At 58.8% G+C, this 26531-nt stretch carries 22 protein-coding genes; 4 read left to right on the top strand and 18 right to left on the bottom strand.

Annotated elements, in window-relative coordinates:
- Positions 1–49: 49 nt before the first annotated feature.
- From RB216_RS13880 to RB216_RS13865, 4 genes are all read right to left on the bottom strand, one after another.
- On the bottom strand, positions 50–418 hold the full coding sequence (locus RB216_RS13880) for an AprI/Inh family metalloprotease inhibitor (RefSeq protein ID WP_028616101.1): 369 nt from the start codon (positions 416–418) through the stop codon (positions 50–52).
- Positions 419–467: 49 nt separating this feature from the next.
- A complete protein-coding gene (locus tag RB216_RS13875) occupies positions 468–1916 on the bottom strand; it encodes a serralysin family metalloprotease (RefSeq protein ID WP_068933220.1) in 1449 nt (482 codons plus the stop codon).
- Between the two features lie 365 nt (positions 1917–2281).
- Positions 2282–3385 carry a DmpA family aminopeptidase gene (locus RB216_RS13870; RefSeq protein WP_028616099.1) on the bottom strand — a complete coding sequence of 368 codons (1104 nt, stop codon included), beginning with the start codon at positions 3383–3385 and terminating at the stop codon, positions 2282–2284.
- A 9-nt stretch (positions 3386–3394) separates the two neighbouring features.
- Positions 3395–4759: an APC family permease gene (locus RB216_RS13865; protein WP_028616098.1), complete on the bottom strand. Its 1365-nt coding sequence runs from the start codon at positions 4757–4759 to the stop codon at positions 3395–3397.
- A 198-nt stretch (positions 4760–4957) separates the two neighbouring features.
- Between RB216_RS13865 and RB216_RS13860 the strand changes: the two genes are divergently transcribed.
- Entirely contained in the window at positions 4958–5743 is a 786-nt protein-coding gene (locus tag RB216_RS13860) for a helix-turn-helix transcriptional regulator (RefSeq protein ID WP_068933223.1), read from the top strand.
- Positions 5744–5944: 201 nt separating this feature from the next.
- Here RB216_RS13860 and RB216_RS13855 read toward each other — a convergent pair whose 3' ends face one another.
- Genes RB216_RS13855 through RB216_RS13840 form a run of 4 tightly spaced genes read right to left on the bottom strand, consistent with a single transcriptional unit; the run spans position 5945 to position 9719 of the window.
- Positions 5945–7024, bottom strand: coding sequence for a polyamine ABC transporter substrate-binding protein (locus RB216_RS13855; protein WP_028616096.1), 1080 nt, complete (start codon positions 7022–7024; stop codon positions 5945–5947).
- A 60-nt stretch (positions 7025–7084) separates the two neighbouring features.
- Positions 7085–7426 (bottom strand): cupin domain-containing protein, encoded by a 342-nt coding sequence (locus tag RB216_RS13850; protein ID WP_122685122.1) that lies wholly within the window; start codon positions 7424–7426, stop codon positions 7085–7087.
- A gap of 27 nt (positions 7427–7453) precedes the next feature.
- Entirely contained in the window at positions 7454–8860 is a 1407-nt protein-coding gene (locus tag RB216_RS13845) for an NAD(P)/FAD-dependent oxidoreductase (protein ID WP_068933227.1), read from the bottom strand.
- Between the two features lie 49 nt (positions 8861–8909).
- On the bottom strand, positions 8910–9719 hold the full coding sequence (locus tag RB216_RS13840) for a helix-turn-helix transcriptional regulator (RefSeq protein WP_308908837.1): 810 nt from the start codon (positions 9717–9719) through the stop codon (positions 8910–8912).
- A 257-nt stretch (positions 9720–9976) separates the two neighbouring features.
- Here RB216_RS13840 and RB216_RS13835 point away from each other — a divergent pair, with 257 nt between their 5' ends.
- Complete coding sequence (locus tag RB216_RS13835; protein ID WP_014718395.1) at positions 9977–10249, top strand: DUF1652 domain-containing protein; 273 nt, start codon at positions 9977–9979, stop codon at positions 10247–10249.
- Between the two features lie 74 nt (positions 10250–10323).
- Here RB216_RS13835 and RB216_RS13830 read toward each other — a convergent pair whose 3' ends face one another.
- Positions 10324–12771, bottom strand: a complete 2448-nt coding sequence (locus RB216_RS13830; protein WP_308908836.1) for a UvrD-helicase domain-containing protein — start codon at positions 12769–12771, stop codon at positions 10324–10326.
- 218 nt (positions 12772–12989) lie between these two features.
- Here RB216_RS13830 and RB216_RS13825 point away from each other — a divergent pair, with 218 nt between their 5' ends.
- Positions 12990–13685, top strand: a complete 696-nt coding sequence (locus RB216_RS13825) for a pirin family protein (protein WP_028616091.1) — start codon at positions 12990–12992, stop codon at positions 13683–13685.
- A gap of 76 nt (positions 13686–13761) precedes the next feature.
- Here the strand turns inward: RB216_RS13825 and pgm are convergent, their stop codons facing one another.
- The 4 genes from pgm to RB216_RS13805 all read right to left on the bottom strand — a co-directional run bounded on the left by pgm (position 13762) and on the right by RB216_RS13805 (position 20050).
- Positions 13762–15405, bottom strand: coding sequence for a phosphoglucomutase (alpha-D-glucose-1,6-bisphosphate-dependent) (pgm, locus tag RB216_RS13820; protein WP_028616090.1), 1644 nt, complete (start codon positions 15403–15405; stop codon positions 13762–13764).
- 106 nt (positions 15406–15511) lie between these two features.
- The gene (locus tag RB216_RS13815; RefSeq protein ID WP_068933235.1) at positions 15512–16918 is read right to left on the bottom strand and encodes an aminotransferase-like domain-containing protein; all 1407 of its coding nucleotides are present in this window, start codon (positions 16916–16918) and stop codon (positions 15512–15514) included.
- Entirely contained in the window at positions 16915–18324 is a 1410-nt protein-coding gene (locus RB216_RS13810; RefSeq protein WP_028616089.1) for a hypothetical protein, read from the bottom strand. The genes RB216_RS13815 and RB216_RS13810 overlap by 4 nt, the downstream gene beginning before the upstream one ends.
- Positions 18325–19027: 703 nt before the next feature.
- Entirely contained in the window at positions 19028–20050 is a 1023-nt protein-coding gene (locus RB216_RS13805) for a zinc-dependent alcohol dehydrogenase family protein (RefSeq protein WP_236319943.1), read from the bottom strand.
- A 247-nt stretch (positions 20051–20297) separates the two neighbouring features.
- Here RB216_RS13805 and RB216_RS13800 point away from each other — a divergent pair, with 247 nt between their 5' ends.
- Complete coding sequence (locus tag RB216_RS13800; protein ID WP_010210548.1) at positions 20298–21212, top strand: LysR family transcriptional regulator; 915 nt, start codon at positions 20298–20300, stop codon at positions 21210–21212.
- A 92-nt stretch (positions 21213–21304) separates the two neighbouring features.
- Here the strand turns inward: RB216_RS13800 and RB216_RS13795 are convergent, their stop codons facing one another.
- Genes RB216_RS13795 through RB216_RS13775 form a run of 5 tightly spaced genes read right to left on the bottom strand, consistent with a single transcriptional unit; the run spans position 21305 to position 26517 of the window.
- The gene (locus RB216_RS13795; protein ID WP_214497053.1) at positions 21305–22540 is read right to left on the bottom strand and encodes a hypothetical protein; all 1236 of its coding nucleotides are present in this window, start codon (positions 22538–22540) and stop codon (positions 21305–21307) included.
- Positions 22537–24066 carry an acyl-CoA dehydrogenase family protein gene (locus RB216_RS13790; RefSeq protein ID WP_214497054.1) on the bottom strand — a complete coding sequence of 510 codons (1530 nt, stop codon included), beginning with the start codon at positions 24064–24066 and terminating at the stop codon, positions 22537–22539. Before RB216_RS13790 ends, RB216_RS13795 begins: the two co-directional genes overlap by 4 nt.
- A gap of 11 nt (positions 24067–24077) precedes the next feature.
- Positions 24078–25049 carry an SDR family NAD(P)-dependent oxidoreductase gene (locus tag RB216_RS13785; RefSeq protein WP_308908835.1) on the bottom strand — a complete coding sequence of 324 codons (972 nt, stop codon included), beginning with the start codon at positions 25047–25049 and terminating at the stop codon, positions 24078–24080.
- Positions 25046–26263: a beta-ketoacyl-[acyl-carrier-protein] synthase family protein gene (locus RB216_RS13780; RefSeq protein WP_214497056.1), complete on the bottom strand. Its 1218-nt coding sequence runs from the start codon at positions 26261–26263 to the stop codon at positions 25046–25048. Before RB216_RS13780 ends, RB216_RS13785 begins: the two co-directional genes overlap by 4 nt.
- A gap of 8 nt (positions 26264–26271) precedes the next feature.
- Positions 26272–26517, bottom strand: a complete 246-nt coding sequence (locus RB216_RS13775; RefSeq protein ID WP_060742439.1) for an acyl carrier protein — start codon at positions 26515–26517, stop codon at positions 26272–26274.
- Between the last annotated feature and the right edge of the window lie 14 nt (positions 26518–26531).

Genomic DNA, 26531 nt, shown 5'->3' with positions numbered 1-26531 from the left:
ACAACGGAGCGGTCAACTAATAAATTCAGTTATATAGTTATAACGACAACTAAGGTGTGCGTTGCAATACAACTTCCAGGCCCGTAGGCGTGCGGCCTTTATACTCGTCCGCCTGCTCTCGATTGAGATGGGTTATCCCGCTGCCTTCGGCGTTCATCAGCCAGATACCATCCGGTGTGGGTGTCCAGGTCAGGGGTTTCTCACCGAGCCATTGCGCGACACAAGCGAGGTCGCCGTCCAAGGCATTCGCCTGCTCCAGCAGGTCAAGTGCGCACACCTTATCCTTTTGGTGCAACTGCCAATGCCCGGCCAACTGGGCGGTGGTGGGTAATACAAGACTGCTCGCCATGACGTGGGCTCCTGCCGACACGAACATCACCTGCAACACGCGGGTGATCACTGTGAAAAAACGCTGCATCTTCACGCTCCATCGGTAAAGCGCGGCGCCGAAACGCCGCGCCCTTGCATTACGCCACGATGTCGCTGACGGCTGCCTGGCCGACGGTGGTGACGAGGAAGTCCGCCACGCCGTGCCCGGAGAAGTCTACTGCCAAGGTGCCCAGGTTGGTGCCTGCGGCATAGCTGAGTACAGCATCGCCGGCATGCCCGGTGAAGGCATTGACGAAGGTCAGGCCTGCACCCTTGGTAATGCCCGACAGGTCGATCTTGTCCGAACCGGAGGTGAAGTCAAAGATCTTGTCCGCAGCGCCTGGCTTGGAATCGGAACTGGCACCAAACACAAAGGTGTCGTTGCCCGCGCCGCCCCACAGTTGGTCCGCACCGCCGCCACCGTAGATGAGGTCGTTGCCGGCCCCACCCTTGATCACGTTGGCCGCGTTGTTGCCAATGATCAAGTCATTGCCGGCGCCGCCGAAAGCGTTCTCGACGGTCACGCCTTTGGCGATGGACACGTTGCCCACCAGGCCGCCAACGTCGGAGAACGACGTTTCATTGAGGTTGATCTTCTGGTTCTGGGTAAAACCGGAGAAGTCCAAGGTGTCATTGCCACCACCGTCCCACACCGAGAACACCAGCTTGTCGGCGTTCGAGGTGGCGCTGAGGAAATCACGCCCGGTGTTGGAGTTGAAGCCGTAGGTGGTGTCGCCGGCGCGGGTGTTGTAGTTGGCGCCGTAGAGCTTCTGGATCGCTGCGATGTCGTCGATCAGCGGGCCGGACGCGTAAGCTTCGACGCCGCCCTTGCTGAAGTTCTGGTTAGTGTTGCTCTCGCTCCAGTAACTCATGACGCTGTAGCCACGCGTGTCCTGTCCATAGTCCGCGTCTTTGTAGGAAGGGTTGCCGGTCCCGGCGTTGTAGTCGCCAGGGTGGTCCAGGCCCAGGGTATGCCCGATTTCGTGGGTCAGGGTCTGCCGGCCGTAGTTGTTCAGGTCCGGCGTCTTGTTTGGCGTGTAGCTGCTGTTGGTCAGGTACCATGAGGTGCCGTCCAGGCCACTTTGGTGATACTTGTCGTTGGTGCCCGGCAGGTAAGCAAACGCGGCCGCGCCGTCCTGGCCTCCGCTGTAGTTGCCGAAGGTCATGTGGAAGTCACCGCCCGAGGCTTTCTCGGTGAAGGTCACATTGGCCACATCCGCCCAGGATTGCATGGCCAATACGGCCTGTGCTTTCTGCTGGGTGTTGAACTGGCTGAACCCGGTGATGCCATGTTTGTTCATGGTTGCCGAGGACGCCGAGGTGAGAAAGGTGTAAGTCAGATCGATCTTGCCGTTGCCATCCACGTCGCGATAGGCCGCATTTTCACGCAACAGGTGGTCAGCCGCCTGGTCCACGGAAAACGAGGGTTTACCGTTGACCGTGAGGTTGCCGCCACGGTCGTACAGATGGCTGAAGCTATCGATTTGCGAGTAAGCGGTGCTGGCTTGCGCCGCCGACACGATAGCTTTGTCTTTTACTTTTGACATAAACGTACTTCCTTGTTTGCAAGTGCATCAGTCTTTGTTCGATAGGAACCTCGCGGGCGAGATCGTCCTATCACTCGCCTCTTTTGAAGGCGTAAGAAAACTGACACAACTTGAAATCTTTCGTCTACATCTTTTCCCGCACTAAAACCGGGCAAGCAAACAACTGAAACAAGTTCAGCGCCGTGTTTGTTGGCCGGTATTGGCTTTCGCCCTGAAAAAAGCAGCGCGATTATTTAAATATTAAATAGCACTAACGCCGCTCAAATTGAGCGGCGCCGTTAGTTAATGGATCCAATATATTGGCAGGGTGTCATTGGCAACATTAAACAGCCACTACTTGTATTAATAACTTGGCGTGCCCCCTATTACCGGGACACACTCCAGCCCGTCTTGTGCAATACCGCCAATAGCGTTTCACCTTCCAGTCCGGGCACCAGGACACCTTGATCGGTGAGCATGCTCTCCCCAGCCAGGATCGCGTTGATGATCGCCTCTTCCACCGCCTCAGCCGCCGCGCTGAACAGCGGCGAAATATGGTCGTTGTTGACCATCTGCAAGGGGCTGCTGAACGGCAGGCCCTTGCGCCCATAATCCGCTGGCGGCAGATCCTGGTTACCGGTGGCAAAGGCCAGGAACAGGTCACCGCTGGAATCTTCGGTGCCGCCGCCAGTGCGGGCGATACCGATGGACGCGCGCTGCGCCAGGCGCTGGCATTGGTGCGGCAACAGCGGCGCGTCGGTGGCCAGGATTACCACGATCGAGCCCATGCCCGGCGTGCCTTGCTCGGCAAAGGGCGAAGAAATTTCCATCAACTGGCGCCCCACCGGGTAGCCATCCACCCGCAGTTCCTGGCGCTTGCCATGGTTGGCCTGCACCAGCACGCCGACAGTCCAGCCACCCTGTTCCGCCGGCAGGCGCCGCGAGGCCGTGCCGATGCCGCCTTTGAATTCATGGCAGATCATGCCGGTGCCGCCGCCGACTGCGCCTTCCTGCACCGGGCCGGTTTCGGCGTTGTCCACGGCTTCGCGCACATGCTCGGGGCCGACATGCTGGCCCCAGATGTCATTGAGCAGGCCGTCATAGGTTTCCATCACCACCGGCATGCACCAGTACACCGCCGGGTCCGCCAGGCGCTCGCGCTCCAGGGCGATCAGGCTGTCGCGCACAATGCCGATGCTGTGGGTGTTGGTGATGGCCAGCGGCGTGGTCAACAGCCCCGCTTCGCTGATCCACTCAAGGCCGGTGGCGTCGCCATTGCCATTGAGCACGTGATAGCCGGCAAAGCACGGTTGCTGGCGTGCCTCGCCAGCACGCGGTTGGATCACGCTGACGCCAGTACGCACGTGCTTGCCGTCGATAAGTGTCTTGATCGTGCTGTGCCCGACCCGGACACCTGGCACATCGGTGATGGCGTTCCACTCACCGGGCGTGCCCAGCCCCAACGTGATGCCCAATTGACGTGCGCGCATAACCACTCCTTACAATTTCTGGAAGACCGGACTCGACCGGCCACTGATGCAATACAGAATCACCGACAGGGCCAGCAAGCCGATGATGATCATGATGTCGCGGATCGAGGCCGCCGCCACCAGCGTGACCAACAGATAACCCGCGCCCAGTACCGCAACCAACGCCGGCAGCGGCCACAGCGGCATGCGATAGGGATGCTCGCGATCACGCAGCAGCACCCGGCTCATCAACGCACTCAACGCCACCACCAGGTACACCAGCATGATCAGCAACACGCTGAACGAAGTCAGGTCGGCCAGGTTGGAGCTGAAACTCAACAATGCTGAAGGAATCGCCAGGAACAGCGTAGCCAACCAGGGCGAATCCCAGCGTGGGTGAATACGTGTAAAGAGTTTGTTGATGCTTGGCGTCCACAGCGCGTCGCGTCCGCTGCTGAACACCACGCGGCCAATCTGGATCACGATCGCGACAATCGCATTGAACACCGACAGGAAGATCCCGGCACTGACCAGCCGCGAGAGGGTTTCATTGCCATGGCTGGTCAACAGGTAACCGATGGGGTCCGGGCTGCTGATCATCTCACTGAGCGATGGCGCACCGATCAACAGCGCGGTGATCGGCACCAGTTCGATGATCACCACCAAGCCTAAGGACCACAGCACTGCCTTGTGCACGCCTTTGCCGCCGCATTTCATGTCTTCAGCCAGCAACACTGCTGGGCCATAGCCGTTGTAGGAAAACAGGCCGATGCCCACCGCGCCGATCACCAGGGCCCAGGGCGCCAGGTGCAGCACGCCGTTTTCGACGATTTGCGGCTGGAACAGCACGCTGGCCGGCTGTACCGGGTTGCCGAAACCAATGACGACGATCACCAGCAACGCCGCGACTTCCAGTAACAGGCAGGTGCCGGTGATCCAGGCATTCAGCTTGATATTGAGAATGCCCAAGGCGTAACTGCACACCACAATCACCAACGCGACGGTCTGGGAATCGAACTTCGTGCCAAGGGCGTTATTCAGATAGGTTGCCGCGCCCGTGGCGAGAACTGGCGGGATAAACAGCAACATCACCAGCACGGTCAGGAACGTCGCATAGCCCGCCATGCCACCAAATACGCGCTTGGCGTACACATACTCGCCCCCAGCGCTGTTGTGGGCGCGGCCCAGTTCGGCGTAGCAAAAGGCAAACATCAACGCGAGCAAACCCGCCATCACAAACGCCAGGAACACGCCGCTACCGGCCTGTTGGATGGCAAAGGGCGCGATCACAAATACGGAACTGGCCGGCGTCACCGCCGACACGGTAATGGCGACCACATCGAAGACACTCAAGGTGGGTTTCAGCACGCCGTCGGGCGTGGGGGAAGTGCTCATATCGTTATCCTCTGTCGTTGTTCTTGGTGTGAGGCAGAAACGAAACGTCTGATCATTGCGGGATATGTTTCCCGCTGAATGATGAGGACAATAAACACGACGTTCATGTCAGCCAATTCCCCTATTGGCGTACTCCCCTTGACGCCACCCGGCAAAAGCCGAACCCTTGGCCGATCTTTTGCGGTGGGAGCCTGTCATATGAGCCTGTTTCGAGAAGTCGGCATGCACGCCGGCTTGGGCCGCACCGTCGCGCACATCGGCACCGAGCGCTTCTGGAAACAGCTTGTGTTGTTGCTGCATCAGTGCCTGCCCTTTGATAACGCCCTGGCGATCTACTACCCGGTGGATGGCCCGCCCCAGGCCCTCGAAGAATACGACGCCCAACCCAGCAGCAAACCAGCGTCGATGCTGGTGTACCTCAATGGCTTGTATTTGCTCGACCCGTTTTTCCAGGCCTGTCGCGAGGGCTATGCCAGCGGCGTGTACCGCCTGGAGGAAGTGGCGCCGGATCATTTTCGCCAGAGTGAATACTTCCTCAATTACTTCCATGACAACGTGCTGGAAGACGAGGTGCAGTTCATCTTGCAATTGCCGGGCGCGGGGACGTTATCGCTGTCGCTGGGCATGCAACGACGCTTCAGTTTTGAAGAAACCGGGCTGATGACCACTGTGGCCGCCTGGGTGTTACCGCTGATGCAACAGCACTGGCAGCAAAGCACCCAGCGTGCGCCGGCGATGGACAGTCAGATCAGGGATGCGTTGAGTCAGTTCGGTTGCGGCGTGCTCTCGGACCGCGAGCTGGAGATCGCCCGCCTGGTGTTGCGCGGGTTTTCATCCAAGGCCATGGCCGAGCGGCTGAACATCTCGCCGGATACAGTGAAGGTGCATCGTCGGCATTTGTACGCGAAGCTGGATATCTCGTCACAGCCGGAGCTGTTTTCGTTGTTTATCCAGTCGTTGGGTCATGATCTGGAAAACCCTTGAGCCGTGTTTGGGCTGCTGTTGCGAGCGGGCTTGTTGTGGTGAGCGGGCTTGTCCCGCGCTGGGGGGGCGAAGCCGCCCCAAACGGTACACCTCAGTCTTACTGAAACACAGCGGTGCCTGAACTTAGGGCCGCTTCGCGCCCCAGCGCGGGACAAGCCCGCTCACCACACAAGCCCGCTCACCACAATTTATAACAGGTGTTCAGCGCCCGGTGCGGATGGTATTCCACACGCGCGTACGCACCCGGTCGATATTCAACGGCATCGCTTCCAACGCGAACAATTTGCCCATCATTTCCGGGCTCGGATACACCTTGGTGTCAGACTTGATGGCTGGGTCTACCAGGCTGTCGGCGGCTTGGTTACCGTTGGCGTAATGCACATAGTTCGTGATGCTGGCCATCACTTCCGGGCGCAGCAGGTAATTCATGAAGGCATACCCGGCTTTTTCATTCGGTGCGTCGGCAGGCATGGCGACCATGTCGAACCAGATCGCGGCGCCTTCCTTGGGAATGTTGTAACCGATGTTCACGCCGTTTTTGGCTTCCTTGGCACGGCTTTCGGCCTGCAGGATGTCGCCGGAGAAGCCCACCGCCACGCAGATATCGCCGTTGGCCAGGTCTGCGGTGTATTTCGAGGAGTGAAAGTACGCGACATAAGGACGCACTTTCATCAGCAAGTCTTCAGCCTTCTTGTAGTCCTCAGGTTTCTTGCTGTGGTGCGGCAAGCCCAGGTAGTTCAGCGCAGCCGGCAGCAGTTCCGGGCCGTTGTCCAGAATGGCCACGCCGCATTTCTGCAGCTTGGCCATGTTCTCCGGCTTGAAGATCAGGTCCCAGGAGTCGACCGGTGCGTTGTCGCCCAGTACCGCCTTGACCTTATCGATGTTGTAGCCGATGCCGGTGCTGCCCCACAGGTACGGGAAACCGTGGGCATTGCCCGGATCGTTGTTTTCCAGGGCCTTGAGCAGCACCGGGTTGAGGTTCTTCCAGTTGGGCAACTGACTCTTGTCGAGCTTCTTCAGCGCGCCGCCCTGGATTTGCCGGGCCATGAAGTGGTTGGACGGAAACACCACGTCGTAGCCGGATTTACCGGTCATCAACTTGCCGTCGAGGGTTTCATTGCTGTCATACACGTCGTAGGTGAAACCAATGCCGGTTTCTTTCTGGAAGTTCTTGGTGGTGTCCGGCGCAATGTAGTCCGACCAGTTGTAGATTTTCACCGTCTCGGCGGCCTGGCTGATAGAGGCGACCAACATCAAGGGCAACAGGGCAATGGCTTTCATGGTTCGATTTCCTGGCGGTTTTAGGGCTGTTTTTATGGCAGGCGATCAAGGATCAAAGCGTTACAGGATCAATACGTAGGTCTTGCGCACGGTTTCCTGGATGTCCCAGATGCCGGTGCTGTTGGCCGGCAACATCAGTGCATCACCGGCTTGTATGTGGACGATTTCACCGTTGTCTGGGGTGAAGGTGCAGCGGCCCTGTATGAAGTGGCAAAACTCCTGGGATTTGATCTGCCGACGCCAGACGCCTGGGGTGCACTCCCAGATGCCGGTTTCGACGCCATCGTTGCGTTCGACGCTCAGGGTCGAGGCCACGGCGATGGGTTCACCCAGCGGCACGGTGACGGGCGACGAGTCCGGCAGGTGGGCGTTCAGCGTGTCTTTGAATTGCGTGATGCTCATGGGATTTTCCCGTGTGAGTGAAACGACTTAGTGCATGAAACCTTCCATGAACCCGGCCACGCCGGTCGCCAACTTGCGGCGCCAAGGGGCGGTGTTGGGATTGGCCAACACCTGGTCTTCATGGACGAAACTGCGAATGATCGCGTTGTAGCCCAGCCAGCGGCAGGGTTCGGGCTCCCAGGGCTTGAGCGCGTCCAGGCCGCGTTCGCGGATCACCCAGGGTTGATGGGTCAACGGCGTGTCGCGGCCCAGGATCAGGTCGGCCAGGGTGCGGCCGCCGAGGTTGGTGGCGCCAACGCCCTCCCCGCCATAACCACCGGACAGTGCGATGCCGGTCTTGTGGTCACACAGCATGTGCGGTCGGAAACTGCGCGACATGCCCAGGTTGCCGCCCCATGAATGGGTAATCTTCACGTGCTTGAGCTGTGGGAAAAGCTCACCGAACAGGTAGCGACGCAGCTCCACTTCGCTGTCGGTCAGATCGAAGTTGTGGCGCAGTTTCCCGGCGAACTGGTAACCGCCACGGGCACCGAACACCAGTCGGTTGTCCGCAGAACGCTGGCCGTACGTGACCTGCCGACTGCTTTCGCCGAAGGCTTGGCCGTGGCTCAGGCCGATTTCATCCCAGGCACTGGCCGGCAACGGCTCGGTGGCGACGATCAGGCTTTGCACCGGCAGTTGATAACGGCCCAAAGGCGGCAAGGTGTTTGCATAGCCCTCCACTGCCGGCACCACCCAGGCTGCACGGACACCGGCCTTCGCCGTGCGCAGGCCGCCGGATTGCCACTGAGTCACTGGGCTGTTTTCGTAGATCGCCACGCCCATGCTTTCCACCACCCGCGCCAGGCCACGCACCAGCTTGGCAGGGTTGATGGTCGCCACGTGGGGCGCGTAGATACCGCCATAAGGCTTGGCGATGCGAATCTGTTCGGCCAGTTGCTGTGGGCTGAGCCAGCGATAGTCGGCTTCGGTCAGGCCCTGGGCGTAGAGTTTGTCCAAGTAGCGACGCAGGCTGCCCTCCTGCTCGGGGTAACGCGCGGCGCAGTACAGCGCGCCGCCCTTGCGGTAGTCGCAGTCGATGCCCTCACGCGCGAGTACCTGGGCCACCTCATCCGGGATGGCGTGCAGCAGGTCAAACGAGGCGCGCCGTTGTTCGGGGTTAAGGCCGGCCAACAGGCGGTCCTCGCCCAGCAGGTTGCCCATCAGCCAGCCACCATTGCGGCCGGAAGCGCCGAAGCCGGCGGTTTGCGCTTCGATGATCGCGATGTTCAGTTCGGGCGCCTGGCGTTTCAGGTAATACGCGGTCCACAGCCCGGTATAACCGGCGCCGATGATGGCCACGTTGACGTCCAGGTCCTGTTCCAGCGACGGCCGCGCATGCAGCGGGTCATCCAACTGGTCCATCCATAAGCTGATGTTGCGCCATGCCGGCATGCCGGGCTCCCCTACCTCGTTTCGATAGGGTGGATCCTAGAGCGCAGCGTTATGGGCTGTCTTGCGCGCGTGCACGCAGGGAAATTTGTTTGACGTAGGCCTTGGGTGACTGCCCTGTGTGCTGGCGAAACGCACTGTAGAACGCCGAGAGCGAGTTGAAACCGGCGGCAAATGCCAGGTCGTCGACCCTTATCGGTGGCAAGGCGTTGTCCAGTGCGGCCAGCAAGTGGTGGAGCCTGGCCTGGTTGACGTAGCGATAGAAGCTTTGCCCCAGCACCTGGTTCAGCAAATAGGAAATCTGATTGCGACTGTAGCCACACTCCTTGGCCACCCGCTGCAAGTCCAGCTCCGGGTCCAGGTACGGTTGCTTGCGTTCGAAATACTGCTGCAGGTCATTGGCCATATGCCCCAATTGCTGGGGTGACAAGCCTAAACGGCTGACCGAAGGCCGCGCAGCCTGGACGGGTTGCTCATGCACCAGGGAGGCGTATTCATTGACCCGCCAGATCAGCCCGTCGCGCACCGTGATGGCTTCGCTGGTGCGAAATGACACCAAGCCATGGCCACCACGCAAGGTGATGCGGTACTGGATGAAGGCCGTATCGCCATCAGCGCGGATGCGGTCGGTATGCTCAATGGCTTCATCGGCCTCGCGCGGCATGCTGGCTCGCAGGTAATCACGCAACTGCGCGTGACCAACGACTCTGTTCTGGAAAAAGTCGTGGTACTGGATGTCCGGATGGTAGTAGGACATTACGCCCTCCAGATCCCGATGGCGCCAACACAGGTGGTGGCGCAGCACCAGATCGCGGGTGGCGTGGGATTGCTGGAGCTCATCGTCTGGAGCGATGTCGGGCATGGAGGGGCTCTGCGGCGGGTAGACCTTGGAGATTGCCGAATTTTGCCGGGAGCTTCAATGGCCAATTGGCACTTCTGACTAGTGGCCTATTGCCCAGCCTCCAGTGGGACATGACCTACATCAAACTTATGAAGGACAACCGCCGAACGGGGCTCAAAAAGTCACCTTGCCGTTGCGAACGGATGCTATTTTTAAGTTCTGCGACGCCATGACCAGTGAAGGTCTTGGCCCCTGCCGCGAGCTAAAGGAAGCGCTCAATGAACAAGGTGGGCAACATGAACAAAGTGACGTTCCCCAACGCCTGCCAGCTGATGCGCTGGCATTTTCACCCAATGGGCTTCGAGGGCAGCATGGATGCGCCTGGCAGTATGATCGCGCGATTGTTCGACCGCGCCAGTGGCGAGACGCTGATCGCCATCGCCGGCATTCCCTGCGCTACCGTGATGAATGCCGCCGATGTGGAGCGCATCATCGAGGCCGTGGAGGATGAGCTGGAGTCGTTTGTGCCGCCGGTGTCACTAAGGGCATGACCCAAACCCATCAAGCAATGAGTTTCCAATGTGGGCGCGGGCTTGCCCGCTCCCACATTAGGTCCGGCGCGCCTTCAGATGCGCTGATCATCAAAGAAGGCTTTCTTGCCATCCACCCGCTCCGACGCCTTGGGCACATTCAGGGCCTGACCTTCGGGTTTTTCCACGTACCAATAGCAATGGCTCACGGCGCGGGTAATCCCCACATAAGCCAGGCGCAACACTTCGTCCTTTTGCGCATTGTCATAGGGCTCGCTGTCGCCAGCCTTGCCCAGGCCCGCCATCCGGTACACCTGGTTTTTATACGGCGAGCTAGTGACATGCTGACAATCCCCAAGCAGAAACACCGCGTCAGCCTGCAGGCCCTTGGCGCTGTGATAGGTCAATTGTTTCAGCCTGCGCGCCTGAGGCGGCAAGCTAGAATCCACATTAACTACAGATTGAATATGCTCTTGAATCAATAACTTATCGCTACCTTTTCGATAAAGCATCAAGATCGAATCACCTTTCTGATAATGCTCCGACAACCGTCGCCCCAATGCCGCATCGTCCCGCTCCAGCACCGCGACTGGTACCAACGCCTTGGGCGCGCCACTCGCCTTGGCTTTCTTGCCAGCAATCGCCGGCGCCGCGCGCACGATATGCTCGGCCGCATCAATGATGTGCTGATGACTGCGGTAGTTCTCGCCCAGCATCACGCGGGTGGTCGATGGCGATGGGAACTCCCTGTCGAATTCCATGAAGTACTTGGGTGAACTGCCGCGCCAGCCATAGATCGACTGCCAGTCATCTCCCACACACAACAACGATGAACGTTGGGCGCCGCGCCCCACATGCATGGCCGGACCACGGCTGCGGATCTCGCGCAGGCTGGCACGGATCCATGAGACGATCTGCGGCGAAACGTCCTGGAACTCGTCAATCATCAGGTGCGACAAGGGGCGCAGCAGCGGATCGCTGAGCAGCTTGAGGTTTTCTGGGGTGTTCTCTCCGAACAGCGAGAACATCCGGTTATAGGTCATGATCGGGGGGGATTGGTCCAGCAAGTGATCTTCCAGGGCTTTCCAGAAGATGCTCAGGGCTTCGAAGAAGAAGCGGTCCGGATCATCCTTGGCAAAGCTCATCTGCCCGACCGCGGTGGGTACGTCCAGACCAAGGTTCTCGATAAATCCGGCGGCCATCACGAAACTGTCCAGCAGCGGCGCTGATGCCAACTCGCCTTTGACCTTGTAATCAAAGCCGGGGCCGGCCATAGCATCACCGGCCAAACTGCTCAGCAGGCGCTTCGATGACTCGTAACTATCTAGCCATACCAATGGCTTACGACAGAAAGCTTGAAACAAGGTGCGCTTTACCGCCCATTCTGCGCGCACCGACAGCTTTGAGTGAGGTCGGCTGGTCTGCGCGTTTTCCCGCGAGTCGAAGCCCAGCACCACCCAGGCATCCAGCTCAGGAATGTAGCCATGACAATGAAATTGCGCGCCGTTGATTTCAACGGTCTGGCGGTTAGGTTCGATCCCCTTGATCGGCCAGGCGCCTGCACGAAACCATAGGTCCTCGATCACATCGCAGAGTTCTTCATCGCGTTTGGCCGCGAGTTCGGTCACGGCCACCCGCTTTTGCACATCGGGATGATCACGCTCCAGCTCCTTGAGCTGCAGCCCGTGCCGCGCCAGCGGCGCAATCAGCTCACGGAATCGCGGGTGCTGCCCCTGTAGCCGGTGAAAGCAGGCATTCATCTGCTGGCGCTGGGCTTCGTTGATACGCAGGTCAAAAGGATTGCTGTCGGCGTCTTCAACACCGGCATTCAGGTTTTCGAAGGCTTGCAAGCGCTCGAAGCCCGGCAGGCTGCGCACCATGGGCAGGATGCGCGAGTGAAAGGTACGCACCACGGCTTGCGCTTCTTTCATACCAAGGGGTTGGCCCCAGAGGTTGAGAATTTCCATGAGCTTGTTGATGAAGTCCTTGCGCGATTCACGGGTGAAGGTCACCACCGTCATCGAGCTCAGCTCAAAGCCCAGGTAATGGGTGAGCAGCAAAATGCGCAGTACCAGCGACGTGGATTTGCCGGCCCCGGCCCCCGCGATCACTGAGGTCGAGGGCGTCTCGCTGAAAATCATCTTCCATTGCGCCGCGCTCGGCTGGGCATGAGCCGGCAGCAATCGCGCGACATCGACCTTAATGCGTTTCTTCAGCTCGGAGGTGAGCGGCAGGCGCCAATCATCGAACAGGTTGTCATCCACGCCCGGCGCACGGTGCTCATCCGGACGGAAATCGCGAATCAACAGCACCTGGCGACCTTCTTCGATGCCCTCGGCTTTGCCTTCGCGATAGCCGTACTCCACGCCCGCCTCATGCCCACTGCGAAAACCGTCGGCCTGTCCGTGCAACCACGAAAACCGATGCTGGGCGCGCAAACGGGTCAAGCCATGGCCAAACAGGCGCGCAGCCAAGCGTTTGAATAACGGCATTTCAGCCAAAGGGCGCAGTTCGGGAGGAAGATCAGGCTTTTGTTGCGGCACGCGGACTCCTGCGATGAATTGGGTTCAAACAAGTGCGCCATGGTCGCCGGAATCGTCGCTCAGTTCCAGCCAATTGCTTTGCGGTCATGCAGTTAGACGGTGAACTGAAAGTCAAAACGCCACCAATCAATCTAATCGACTGATAGGAATCAGGCAGTTTTTACGCTTTTTATCGATCATGAGCTGCAGGATCATAGGGCAATCCACAGGAGACGATCATGCTTGAACTTCGACCTTTCAACTCCCTGGGCGGCGCCCACCACGGCTGGCTTGACGCTCATCACCACTTTTCGTTTGCCGAGTACCACGACCCCAAGCGCATGCACTGGGGCAACCTGCGCGTATGGAATGACGACATCATCGCGCCGGGTACTGGTTTCCCGCAGCACCCGCATCGCGATATGGAGATCATCACTTATGTGCGTGAAGGCGCGATCAGCCATGCCGACAACCTTGGCAACAAGGGCCGCACCGAGGCGGGTGATGTGCAAGTGATGAGCGCAGGCACCGGGATCGCCCACAGCGAGTACAACCTGGAAGACATGCCGACTAAGATTTTCCAGATCTGGATCATTCCGAACGAGGCTGGTTTACCGCCTTCCTGGGGCGCCAAGCCGTTCCCCAAGGGTCATCGCGAAGGTTTTGTAACGCTGGCGAGTGGCAAGGCTGGGGACACCGAGAGCCTGCGCATTCGTGCTGATGCACGGCTGGTCGCGGCGAACCTGAAGGCTGGGGAAAGTGCCGAGTACCGGCTGGACAGCGGGCGTCGGGCTTATCTGGTGCCGGCGACTGGCGCCATTGAAGTCAACGGCTTGCGTGCACAAGCTCGAGATGGTGTAGCGATTGAAGATGAGCAGGTGTTGCGGGTGACGGCGGTTGAAGACAGCGAGATTGTCTTGGTTGACCTCGCTTGACTTTGCAGGAGCCCGGCTTGCCGGCGATAGCGCTCAAACGAAGGCCATCGCCGGCAAGCCGGGCTCCTACTATCGGTTATTGGCTGATAGCACCGTCTACCAGCACCTGCGCCTCTTCCACCAATTGCTTGAGGTGATCCTCACCGATAAAGCTCTCGGCGTAGATCTTGTAGATATCCTCGGTGCCCGATGGCCGTGCGGCGAACCAACCGTTTTCGGTCATCACCTTCAACCCACCGATCGCCTGGTTGTTGCCCGGCGCGTGACTGAGAATCTGCTGGATGCTTTCCCCGGCCAATTCGGTAGAGGTCACCTGGTCCGGCGACAACTTGCCAAGCAAGGCTTTCTGCGCCGGAGTGGCCTTGGCGTCCACACGAATCGCGAACGGCTCGCCCAGGGCATCCGTCAGGCCGCGGTAGATCTGGCTTGGGTCCTGGCCTGTGCGCGAAGTCATTTCTGCAGCCAGCAACGCCGGGATCAGGCCATCCTTGTCAGTACTCCATACAGTGCCGTCCTTGCGCAGGAACGAAGCACCGGCGCTTTCTTCGCCACCAAAGCCCAACGAACCTTCGAACAAGCCATCAGCAAACCACTTGAAGCCTACGGGCACTTCATACAGACGACGGCCCATGCGTGCGGCGACGCGATCGATCAAGCCGCTGCTGACCACGGTCTTGCCCACGGCGGCGTCTGCGCGCCAGTCAGGACGGTTCTGGAACAGGTAGTCGATGGACACCGCCAGGTAGTTGTTGGGCGCAAGCAAGCCACCGGACGGGGTGACGATGCCGTGGCGGTCGTGATCCGGGTCACAGGCGAAGGCCACGTCGAAACGTTCCTTAAGACCGATCAAGCCTTGCATGGCGTAGCTGGAGGAAGGGTCCATGCGGATCTGGCCATCCCAGTCGACGCTCATGAAACGGAAGGTGGAGTCGACTTCAGTATTCACCACGTCCAGGTTCAGGCGGTAATGCTCGGCAATCGCCGACCAGTAGCGTACTCCTGCTCCGCCCAGCGGATCCACGCCCAGGCGCAGGTCGGCGCTGCGGATAGCGTCCATGTCGATCACATTGACCAGGTCAGCCACATAGCTGTTGAGGTAGTCATGGCGGTGGGTGGTGTCGGCCTTGAGCGCCTGGGCGTGGGTGATGCGTTTGACTCCGGCCAGTTTGTTGGCCAGCAGTTCGTTGGCCTTGGCTTCGATCCACTTGGTGACGTGAGTATCAGCCGGTCCGCCATTAGGAGGGTTGTATTTATAGCCGCCACTCTGCGGCGGGTTGTGCGACGGGGTGATAACAATGCCGTCGGCCAGGCCGGTGGTGCGGCCACGGTTGTAGCAGATGATGGCGTGGGAAACAGCAGGCGTTGGCGTGTATTCGTCGCCTTCGGCCAACATCACATGCACGCCATTGGCCGCCAGGACTTCCAAGGCGCTGGCACCGGCAGGTGTCGACAGCGCGTGGGTGTCCAGACCGACGAACAACGGACCGTTGATGCCCTGCGCTTCGCGGTACAGGCAGATGGCCTGGCTGATGGCGAGCACGTGCCATTCGTTGAAACTCAATTCAAACGAGCTGCCACGGTGCCCGGAAGTACCGAACGCTACGCGCTGAGTGGAGATTGCTGCATCAGGCTGGCCCGTGTAGTAGGCCGTGACCAGTCGCGGGATATCCACCAGCAGTTGAGCTGGCGCCGGCTTGCCCGCAAAAGGACTGATTGTCATGCATAAACCTCGGAAAGAAGAATTCAGGATAAAACGGCAGTTTACTGGGAGTTGGACTGCTGCGCGATGTAATCGATCCTACAATAGCCAGAGAAACTTCACGCATTTATCCCAACTGGGCCTGACGCAACGCTTCGCTTAGCGCCGTCAGGACAATATCCAGGTCCGGTTGCGACTGAAAGGTATGGCTCAGGCGCAAATGCTGCTGATGCAGGCCGTTGACGCTGAACAGTTCGCCGGGGGCAATCACCACTTGCTGGGAAAGTAGCCGCTGGAACACCTGGCGCATATCTACTGTCCTCGTGGAGGCCAGCCAGAACGCCGCGCCGGCAGCGGGCGCACGGTAGGTCAATTGGTCTCCCAGATGCCGATCCAGACGCTCGCACATTTCGTCCGCCTGCTCGCGCAATTGAAGGCGTAGTCCACGCAGGTGCTGGTCGATTCGCCCACTGTGATAAAGGCGCGCAATGGCGCGCTGGCGGATCGGCGACAAACGAAAGCAGCGCAACAGGAAATGACGCTGCAATTCGCTGTTCATACGCCGAGACAGCAGATAGCCATAGGGCGCCTCCGAACCCAACACTTTCTCGAACGAGGAAAACACTATCAGCCGTTCAGGGTTCACCAGCTCGCGCAATGCGGTCTGTGGCTCGTCGAAACCCAACTCGCCAAAGGTGTCGTTTTCCAGCAGCCAGCAGCCATGCTGCTCCAGCATTCGCGCAATGGCCAGGCGATCTTGGGGCGGCATTGAAACGCCAGCAGGCACGCTGACCCTTGATGACAGCACCACCAGATGCACCGACTTGGCACATAACAACTGATCAAGATTTACCAGATCCAGGCGTCCTTCTGGCGTCCAGGGCAGCTCGACAATATGCACGCCAGCATCCTGAAGCAGGCGCAGGACCAGCCAATCGCAAGGCGATTCAACAATCACCGACGTCCCCCTCAAGCCCAAGACTTCAATGAGGATGTCCAGTACACCGCGCAAGTCGGCACCGATGTAAACATCGTCGGCCTGCCAGCAGCGGGTCGGCGACGACGTATAACGCGCCGCCAACGCTGCGCGCAGCTCCCAGACACCGCAAGGCTGAGACCAGGGTTGCGGATGGCGCGGATACTGGCGGACCAGCTCACGCTCCAGACGCAACAGGGTGCCATCCAGCGAAGCCAACAGCGCGGGTTCATCTCCGCTGAGCACCACCATGCCGGGGCGCCGCGCCGCTGCGTAGAGTCGGTCAAGCAGGTCACCGCTGGCGCCTGCCAGCGGATTTGTGGAGAGTGGCCAGGCGTAATAACCGGATTTGGCTACCGAATAGACCCTGCCCTCTTTTTCAAGCAGCGCGTAGGCGTACTGAACCGTCGAGATCGACACGTTCAAGCGTCCTGCCAATTGCCGCAGGGAGGGCAGTTTTACCCGTGCGTCGGTACTGACTTCGTTGATCAGGTTGATCATGTAGCGATAGACCGCCTGATACGCGAAATCCGCTTGTCGTTCGCCGCGCAGCGTCATCGCCCGGACGATAGACAGGCTTGCGCGCTGCCATGGGCCATGGCGCCAGCACTGCGCAGTTTGCCACTCGAGTAGCCTGACGGACGTTTGCGATAGAGTTGCTGCAACAAAGGCATGGGTAAACCGCTGGTATCGGTAAGCCATTGTTGCAGCATGTCGGCAGACGGCTTGCCCTGCAGCACTTTGTGCATTTCCGGCAAGGCCACCAGCATGCCTGGGTGACATTGTCGCAAATAGCCTTCCAGCCGTTCACCATGATGGATAAACGGGGAAAACAGCAGGCACACCAACTGAGTCTCGTCCAAGCCGAAGTACTGCTGGGCGTAGGTGCTCGACAGGATGCGCCGTTCACTGACGTTCATCTGCGTGAGCAATGCCTCGGGCATGTATTGTGCAGCTTGCTGGATAAAACCCTGCACCCCTTCCTCATATTCCAGGTCACGCAGGCATTGGGCCTGCAGCCCACGCAGGTGTGCCATCAACTGCGGGTTCGAATAGGTGGGATGGCTGAAGTGAAAACCCTGCGGGTCAGGCGTGAAGGCCATGAACACGTTGAGCATGGACGAGGATGGCAGGTCTACATCGTCCAGCAAATCGGCGATACCGATGTAGGCCAAGTGACGATGGCTTGTCTTGCTGGGGTTTTCACTCGGCACATAATGGTCTGCGTATAGATCACGGTAATAATCGGTACTCATTTCGTCCATGCGTGCGAACAGCCCGGTGAGCGACGACGGCCAAATCTCCGGTATCGCAATACCCGCACCGAGCACTGTGTTCTTGAGCCAGGCGAGAAGCTGAGCCTGCTTGCGTGGCGAGTCACCGCTGACCAACGCATGCACTCCGCCATTCCAGGAGGTGACGCGCTGGTAGAAATCCCCAAGCGCCAGGTAGGTATCACTGCACAACGTGGCGCGGCAGTCGCCAGAACTCAGGTGGCCGACCATCAACATATTGCGCTGGCTGATTTCTCGTCCCAAGTTAGATGCGGGCCGCAGATGATTGAAGGGCAAAACTTCCTGGTTTTCCACCATCAGCAGCTCAACCCTTGGATCATCGTGGAGAAACAGCCGACTGTAGGCCTGATTAATATCCTCAAGCATGCCCTCGGTCATTCCTGAATGCCGCAATGTCGCAACCCGCAACTGAAAAGTTCGCGGGGCTCGGCCAGCGATGGTCAATTGCGCGGCCCGCAGCAAGGCCAATGTGTAGCTACTCACTTTGCCGCCGCCGTGGGCCACCAGCACTTTGTAACCCCCTACTTGCTCCATGCCGCCTGCCGCCACCACGATTCGCTGGACCAACAACTGGAGTGCCGTGCGTTCTTCACGAGCAAAGTGCCCGATCAAGCGTTGTAGCACTTGCTGATAAACATAAGTCATAGCCTGTTCGTGAATAGTGCTCATCATTCTATTACCTGAGTTTGGATATTAGTTTCAAGCAACTGCTTGCAGTATTTGCTCGACCTATAAGGCGTGTAAAAAATTCGCGCGCAGCTTTGCGCGCCAATGACCAAACACTAGCACCACACAACAATATGACATCAGTCCCGTCGTATTAGAGTTGCGCCCTGCAAGCGCCAAAAGCGCCGTGTGTACTGGCCTCTGACAAGCAGGGTTGCGATCCTAGGATATTTCCGACAAATTCTTACACCCATATTGGCAACCACCTAGGGAAGCGTCTTACAAATAACCGCAACCAACTTTCCAACTTATTTTGTTGAGGATTTACATAGGCACCTGTATCCGCCTGGCATCCTGCGCTTTGCGCGAGATCAGTTTCAACTCGCAATAGCGGCACTGGATATTCAATCATTGCTCAATCCTTGAGATGAAAGTGAAGGCGCAATTATCAGTGCTGGAATAATGATTAATAGATACAGAACGCTGCTGAAAACCAGTGCAGATGAATAACAACAGACCTGTAAAACACGCGCATACAAAAACGCCGCACTGGAATTCAGGGCGGCGTCGGTGAAAAGATCAGGTTTTAGGGGTTAACGTGCCAGTCTGGCTGCTGTCGGGCACCACCGTTTCACTCCCGTCAAATGGCGCTTTTGCCACCTATGACAGGTGTAAGAAACACCCTTTTTGAGAATATTCCTACACCCTAAACAGCTTCAACCTGCAACGCAACGCGTTCGCGGCAAGGGCATTCATCCATGTAACGGTGTGCTTCCACGAACTGATTGAACGGAAACACCGTGGTTTTCAGCGGTACCAGCACACGGTCGGCGGTCAGTTGGTTGATATCCCGGAGCGCTCGCTGCAAGGCGACCTGGTCTTGGATAATACCCAGCTCAGGCTTGCCGGTGAAATTGCCAATACAGTGCACAAAGAACTGAATGTTCTTCTGGAACGCTGCACAGGCTGGAAATGGCGTCTGGTTGCCGCCCTGCAAGCCGTAAAGCACCAGGCTGCCACGCGGTGCGAGGACATCACCGAGCAGCGACATCTGCGGGCCGCCCAAACCGTCGAACACGACATCAACTCCACGGTTGTCGGTGATCTTGTTGATTTGCATCAACAGGTCCTGCTCTTCGGTGACGATGACCTTTTCCGCACCCAGGGATAGCAGGTATTCACGCTCATCGCTGTCTTTGGTGGCGGCAATCACTCGTACACCCAGGGCTTTGCCCAGTTGTACAAAGGAAGGGCCGGCGCAGTGGCTGGCATCAGTCACCAGCGCAAATTGCCCAGGCTTGACCCGTGCCAGATCCACGTAGGCAAAGTAGGCAATCAGCAACGGCGTGTAGTGCACGCTGGCCTCGATAGGACTCAAGACATCCGGATAACGGGTCAGGGCCGAACGGGGCAGGACGATCTGTTCGCCATACACCGGGTAATCATTGGGACTCTCGGCCGGAAAACTGGCCACCTTGTCGCCCACTGCCAAATCATCCACGCCATCGCCGACAGCGACCACGACTCCGGCCATCTCATGGCCGAGGCCGGACGGCAAACGTGCATGGGAAGACGCCAGGTTCTGGCGCCACAGAATGTCGTACCAGCTGATGCCAATCGCTTCGACACGCACCTGCACTTCGCCCGGTGCGGGCTGCGCGGCTGCATGCTCTTCGCATTTGAGCACCTCGGCCGGACCAAACTTGTGAAAACGGATCGTGCGGGACATCGCAAACCTCGTCAAAGTAACCTCTAATGCCATGAACTCTATCTGGGCTTTCCGGGTAAGACCACCGGTCGCCATTAATAGTCGACATGCCTGTCATTGATTCCGCATGTGAGGAATAGACCTCAGCTATCGTAGGAAAACTCAATTATCCTGTGCAGAGTACCAGCCTTTCCCCGTAAGATTCATGCTGGCCATTGTTTACATATGGCCGCTCTCGTCAAGTTTGCTGACTCTTCCAGGACACAAGATGAACCGTAACGACCTGCGTCGTGTCGACCTTAACCTCTTGATCGTATTCGAAACCTTGATGCATGAGCGCAGTGTGACCCGCGCCGCCGAGAAACTGTTCCTCGGCCAGCCGGCCATCAGCGCGGCGTTGTCGCGCCTGCGCGGGCTGTTTGACGACCCCCTGTTCGTGCGCACCGGCCGCAGCATGGAACCATCGGCCCGGGCGGTAGAAATCTTTGCCCTGCTCTCTCCGGCCCTGGACTCCATTTCCACCGCCGTCAGCCGCGCCGCCGAGTTCGACCCGGCCACCAGCACCGCCGTATTCCGCATCGGCCTGTCCGACGACGTCGAATTCGCCCTGCTGCCGCAACTGCTCAAACGCCTGCGCGCCGAGGCCCCCGGCATCGTCCTAGTAGTACGCCGCGTCAACTACATCCTTATGCCAGGCCTGCTGGCCTCCGGCGAGATCTCCATCGGCGTCAGCTACACCGCCGACCTCCCGGCCAACGCCAAGCGCAAAGTACTGCGCCGCAGCCTGCCGAAACTGCTGCGCGCCGACAGCGTGCCGGGCTCCCTGAGCCTCGACGACTTCTGCGCCCGCCCCCACGCCCTAGTGTCCTTCGCAGGCGACCTGAGCGGCTTCATCGATGAAGAACTGGAAAAACTCGACCGCAAACGCCACGTGGTATTGGCCGTGCCGCAGTTCAACGGATTGGGTACCTTGCTGGCAGGCACGGATATTCTGGCGACCGTGCCGGACTATGCGGCCGAGGCGCTGACCTCAGCCGGTGGCTTGCGAGCAGAAGATCCGCCGCTGCCAGTGCGTAGCTTTGAGCTGCATATGGCGTGGCGTGGGTCGCAGGATAATGACCCGGGGGAGCGGTGGTTAAGGTCGCGGATTCAGATGTTTTTTGGCGATCCTGAGAGTCTTTAGTAAAGGAAATGCGTCCCTATTCTCAAAACGTCCTCCCTTAGACTGAGTCGCCATCGCCCGCAAAAATCACATTAACGCAGCGCATGTCCACGCTAAAAGGAATAACGCACAGCATTGATCCACCGGCTTTGTTCGTCAAAATAACCGAAGCTACGCTGACTGCCCTCGAATATGTCCACACCCGTACGTAGCTGCCAGTGGGCATCAATGTCGTACCGCATTTCCAAAGAAGCATATTGCGCATCCAGGCGCAGGTCCTGCGCAACGTAAGCGGTGAGGTAAAGCCGGCCCTGCCACAGCTCGCGACGTACCGCCAAGCTGATCATTTGCGTGCGATCCTGATCGACGGCGCGCGCCACGGCCTCCTTCCAGACGTCGTAGTACTGCATGCCGAAGAACCAGTCCCCACTCAAGTAATCCATACCCAGCAGCAATTGCTTCTGACGGTTCTTCTCCAGCTCAACGATGCCGGTTTGTGCCTGGGAGTAACGATAGGCGTCAGGTACGAAGGCCGCTTCACCCTTGAATACCACCGGCCCTATCGGCATCGCGAATGAGCCGCCAAGCAGTGTGCGACGCTTCAGTGCTTCTCGATAACTCAGACCAGCGGGTGTCAGCCGGGCGGAGGAGGTCTCTTCAGTCTGCCAGCCGTGCCAGCCATTCAGGGAGTAGTCCACCCCATGGGCGTTGCCGCTCCAACGCAAGGCGGGTGTCCAGTCGGAAGGTTTACGCCAATCCGGACCATCCGCTTCGGTCTGAGGGATATTGCCCAAATAATCGCTGACCCTGGTTTCAGCATAACGGGCACCGCTATCGGGAAGGAGGTCCTTACGCGTCTGGGGGATCAACAGCAGCTGTAAGGATTGATCCTGGAATACCGAGCATTCACTGTTGAGCATGGCCAATGGGCGTCGTTGCTGGACATAGTCGCCGAAATAGCCTTCGCGACGGTCAAACGCATGGATCACGTCCAGGACCCTGAGCCGGTCAGCGCTGCCCCAGACGACTTGTTGTATCCCCAGCGTGGAGGTACATCGTTCGCCTTGGTATTCAGCGAAGAGTTCACGGGGTTCGACTTCGTGATAGTCGCCGTCCAGTTTATTTTCCTGCAAAGCCCTGACTTGCAACTTGTAGCGCCAGCCCGATGCATCCTGCCAACTCCCCCCCAACAATGCGGAGTACTCGTTGAGCCCCCACTCGCCTTCGCGGGTCAACGCTTGTCGGGTTTCCAGACGACCGTTGAAATCAAGTGCGTCGAGAGCGTCGCCGTAACAGACATTACTCAGTATCGCTAATGCAAGGCCGACCTTCACTGCCGGTACCTTCATAGGCTCACCTGTGAGGCAAGCAAAGGGTCAATCTCGCGCTCTTCACCGGGCTGGATGCAATCCTGAAGACCTGCATCAATCGTTGCCCAATCGCTTGAGTAATTCATTTTTCTGATAGGTAAACGTGTTCTTTCCCACGCGTGCATCGCCCTCTCCAGTCGATAGTCCACCCAACGGCAACAGAATTCATCCAGCGGTTGCGACGAGAGCATCAACCAGGCAGCACACTCCCCCAACCTGAGCGAACCCGCAGATAAACGCGAGGCGGACACCTCATCGGCGGTCCACTCCAGGATTCGTGCTCGGGTAATTTCGCCATGGGCAGTCTGGTCAAGGTAGGCGATGACCGTGCTGGGTTGTTCCAGCACGCGCTGACCGATGAATGCCGCCAGCGTTTCCGAAGGCCCTTCGAATAAACGCGTAATACGAGCGTCGCGCCAGAGTTGTCCAATGGGATTGTTATCGCAGTAGCCGCGAGCCCCTAGCATCTGCAGCGCGCTATCACTGACCTCCCCGAGCACCTCGCTGGCCAACCACTTCGTCGCTGCCAGGACCTCGGGGGGAGCGTCAGGTAAGCCCTGATCCAGTCGTAGCGCCAGGTCATCGACCCAATTACCAATTGCAGTCGCTGCACAGAGCGCGTCATCAACCACGCGTTGTGTATGCTCATGATCCCAAAGAGGGTGGCCGCCCAGGTTACGTCGGGTGCTATAGCGGATCATCAACTGAACACACCGCCATAACCCACCGACACAGGTAGCGGCAATACCCAGCCGGCCGAACGCCATCGTGTCGCTGGCCACAGCCAGGCCTGCATAGGCACTTCCCAGGACTCGGTCCTGGTTGACCAGCGCAGCTTCAAAATGCAGTTGGTTCTGCACCATGCCTTTGAGGCCAAGCGTCATCGCTTCGCTACCCTGGCGCATACCTTGTTGCTCTGCATCTACACAGAGCCCCAAATAGCCGAGCTCACGCCCTTGGTCATCAATATGCCGGGCGAATACCGAAATGACGCCCGCCCATGCAGCCGAACCTGACCAGGACTTAGTCCCATCAAGCCTGAACACATTGCCTTCACGTCGCGCGCAGGCCGCCATGCCCAACGGGTTGGAGCCCGCCGCCCGCTCAGTCAACGCAAACGCGGCGAGCATTCGACCATTCGCCAGTTGCGGCAGGTACCGCTCTTTGATAGCTGGCGCCGCGAAGCGTTGAATAGGACGGATACCCAACCCGTTGTTGAGACCGATAAAAAAAGCCAAGGTCAGATCAATGGCGCCCAATTGACGCTGTACTCGCAGCAATTCGAAGTTGGACAAGCACAACCGGCCGCCATAGTCGGTGGGCACCTGCATTCCCAGTAAACCCCGGTTCCCGACTGCCAGCACCAAGTGCGGCGGCAGGCAACGGCGCTCATCCATGAGGCGAAAGTCCAGGCGTTTCGCCCAGTCCTGCAACCATGCATTCAACTCAGTCACAGCAGGCGTGTCCTGCCGTGCTTGAGGATCAAACATCATCCATGCATTCAACGATTAATCTCCTATCGACTCGTCAACCAGCTTGCAGCCTCATGGACCATATGCTCCAGTGATTGTGCCGGTGCGAATCCTAATTGCCGACGAGCCTTGTCACTTCGGTAATGAACCTGCCTGCCCAGCAACGCAACGACATCGGCCGAGAGCCTGAGGGGTATTCTCGTGAGCAATACGTCCAACGGCCGCAAAAGGGCGACGATCCATCCCAATGTGCGAGGCTGCCAACGCGGTGCTTCGACGGCCATCGCAGCGGCCATGCAGGTGAACAATTCGAGATAGCTGACGTTATGAGCGTTCAAGATATATCGCTCCCCGCTCTTGCCTTTGGCCATGACGGCCAGCAGCCCCCTCACCAGATCTTGCGCGCCGATGACCGCAATGCCGCCGGGTGGGATAAACGGCAGGCGTCGAAGCTGCAGATCAAGCATGACCTTGCCCCATCCATGCAGCACATCGCAGTTGGAGGCGATGACCGCAGAGGGACACGCAATGACAATATCCATGCCCGACGCACAGAAAACACGAACCTGATCTTCTGCATCACGCTTGCTGTGCATATAGGCCAGCCGAAATGCATCGCCGTTATAGATCATTGACTCGTCCGCTTCCTCGGCCGGATAGCCAACGGCAGCGATGGACGATACGTGCAAGATGCGCTCGACCCCCGCGTCGCGAGCGGCCCGCAGCAAATTCACCGTTCCCTGCACGTTGACCGCAAACATACGCTTGCGCTCGCACTCGTAAGGCAGCGCCAAACCGGCGGCATGGTAGATCTGTGTGACGCCTTCAAGCGCGGACCCGAGGCTGGCGGGATCCAGAAGATCGCCTTCGCGCCAGACCAAACCTTCGCGCAGGCTCTGCAACGCCACGGCTGGATCGTTCGGTAAGACCAGCACTGCCACGTGCTCACCCTGTTCCAGCAGCTCCCGCACGATATGACTGCCCAGGCATCCACTGGCGCCGGTGACCAAAATCATTGAGCGCCCTGCGCAGCCAGAGCCAAGGAAACATTAAGGCCACCAAACGCGAAGGAGTTTTTCAGCCACGCTTTCACATTGGCCTCGCGCGCCCCCCCAGTCACATAGTCCAAGTCGCAGTCGGCATCCTGCCCCAGGTAATTAAGGGTTCCGGGAATCTGATTGTGTATCGAGCTCATAAGCCCCCCAATCAACTCGACCACGCCCGCAGCGCCCATCAGATGACCTATCGAGGACTTGACGGATGACACACCCAGCGAAGGCGCATGAGCGCCGAATACTTGTTTGATAGCCGCCGTCTCGCACCGGTCATTGAGTAAAGTGCCGGTGCCATGGGCGTTGATGTAACTGAATGCCTCGACGGGCAAGCAGCTGTCGGCAATGGCCTGGCGCATGGCCTGAGCAGGGCCTTCCACGGATGGCTTGAGTAAGTCGCCAGCGTCACTGTTGACCCCATACCCCAATACGTGAGCCAGTATCGGTGCGCCGCGCGCTCGGGCATGCGCCAGGGTCTCCAGAACCAATACCCCGCCCCCCTCGCCCAGCACCATGCCACGCCGGCCAACGGAAAATGGCCGGCAGGTATCGGGGGCCATGGCTCGCAACGCCTCCCACGCTTTCCAGACCAGTGCGTTAAGACATGCGTCAGTACCACCTGCCATCACCAGGTCTGCATCACCGCATCGCAACAACCGATAAGCCTCGCCAATCGCCTGTGTGGAAGAGGCACACGCGGTGCTGACGGTGAGCGCCGGGCCCTTGAAACCGTATTTTAAGCTTATGTGACTGGCTGCGGCATTCGCCATGACCCGGGGCACCGTCCACGGCGCGAGTGTAGCGCTGCCGGCCTGATAGAGATCCAGATAGGCGCTGTGCAGCGACTCGCTGCCACCCAAGGCGGTGCCCATGTAGACCGCGCACCTGTAGGGGTCAACCGTGGCCGGGTTGAGACCGGCCATGGCCAGCGCCTCTGCCGCCGACAGCAGTGCAAACTGACTCGCGCGGTCTAACAGTAACAACTCATTGGCCGTGAACAGGCCATCAAGTGCATCATCCGGCAATGCCCCCGCGTTACATGTTCCGCCGACAACGTCGATCAAACGAGGCACTGGTGCGATCGCACATTGTCCTGTGGCCAACCCCTCCCAAAGACGCGCTCGACCCACACCAAACGGTGACACACACCCCGCTCCGGTGATGACAACTGTGTTCATGAAACCGCTCACTTGGAGGCCAGCCGTTCAGCAAGTATTTCCACCAGGCGAGACACGGAGCTGATATCGGTATGGCTGTACGCTGATAAATTGACAGCGAATCGCTTTTCAATTGCGTAGGTGAGCTTCAGCACGTCCAGCGAGTCGAGCCCCAGCTCTTCGATGCTCAGTTGCGTATCCAGCTCAGTGATATCCAGTTCCAGCGTGCTGGCGAGCAACTCTAGCACCAGGGTTTGCAGCGATTCAGTCGACATACAGGACTCTCGGG

The sequence above is a fragment of the Pseudomonas canadensis genome (assembly GCF_030980095.1).
Taxonomy (GTDB): domain Bacteria; phylum Pseudomonadota; class Gammaproteobacteria; order Pseudomonadales; family Pseudomonadaceae; genus Aquipseudomonas; species Aquipseudomonas canadensis.
The sequence above is the reverse complement of the archived record's forward strand: the minus strand, read 5'-3'. Positions and strand labels throughout refer to the sequence as shown.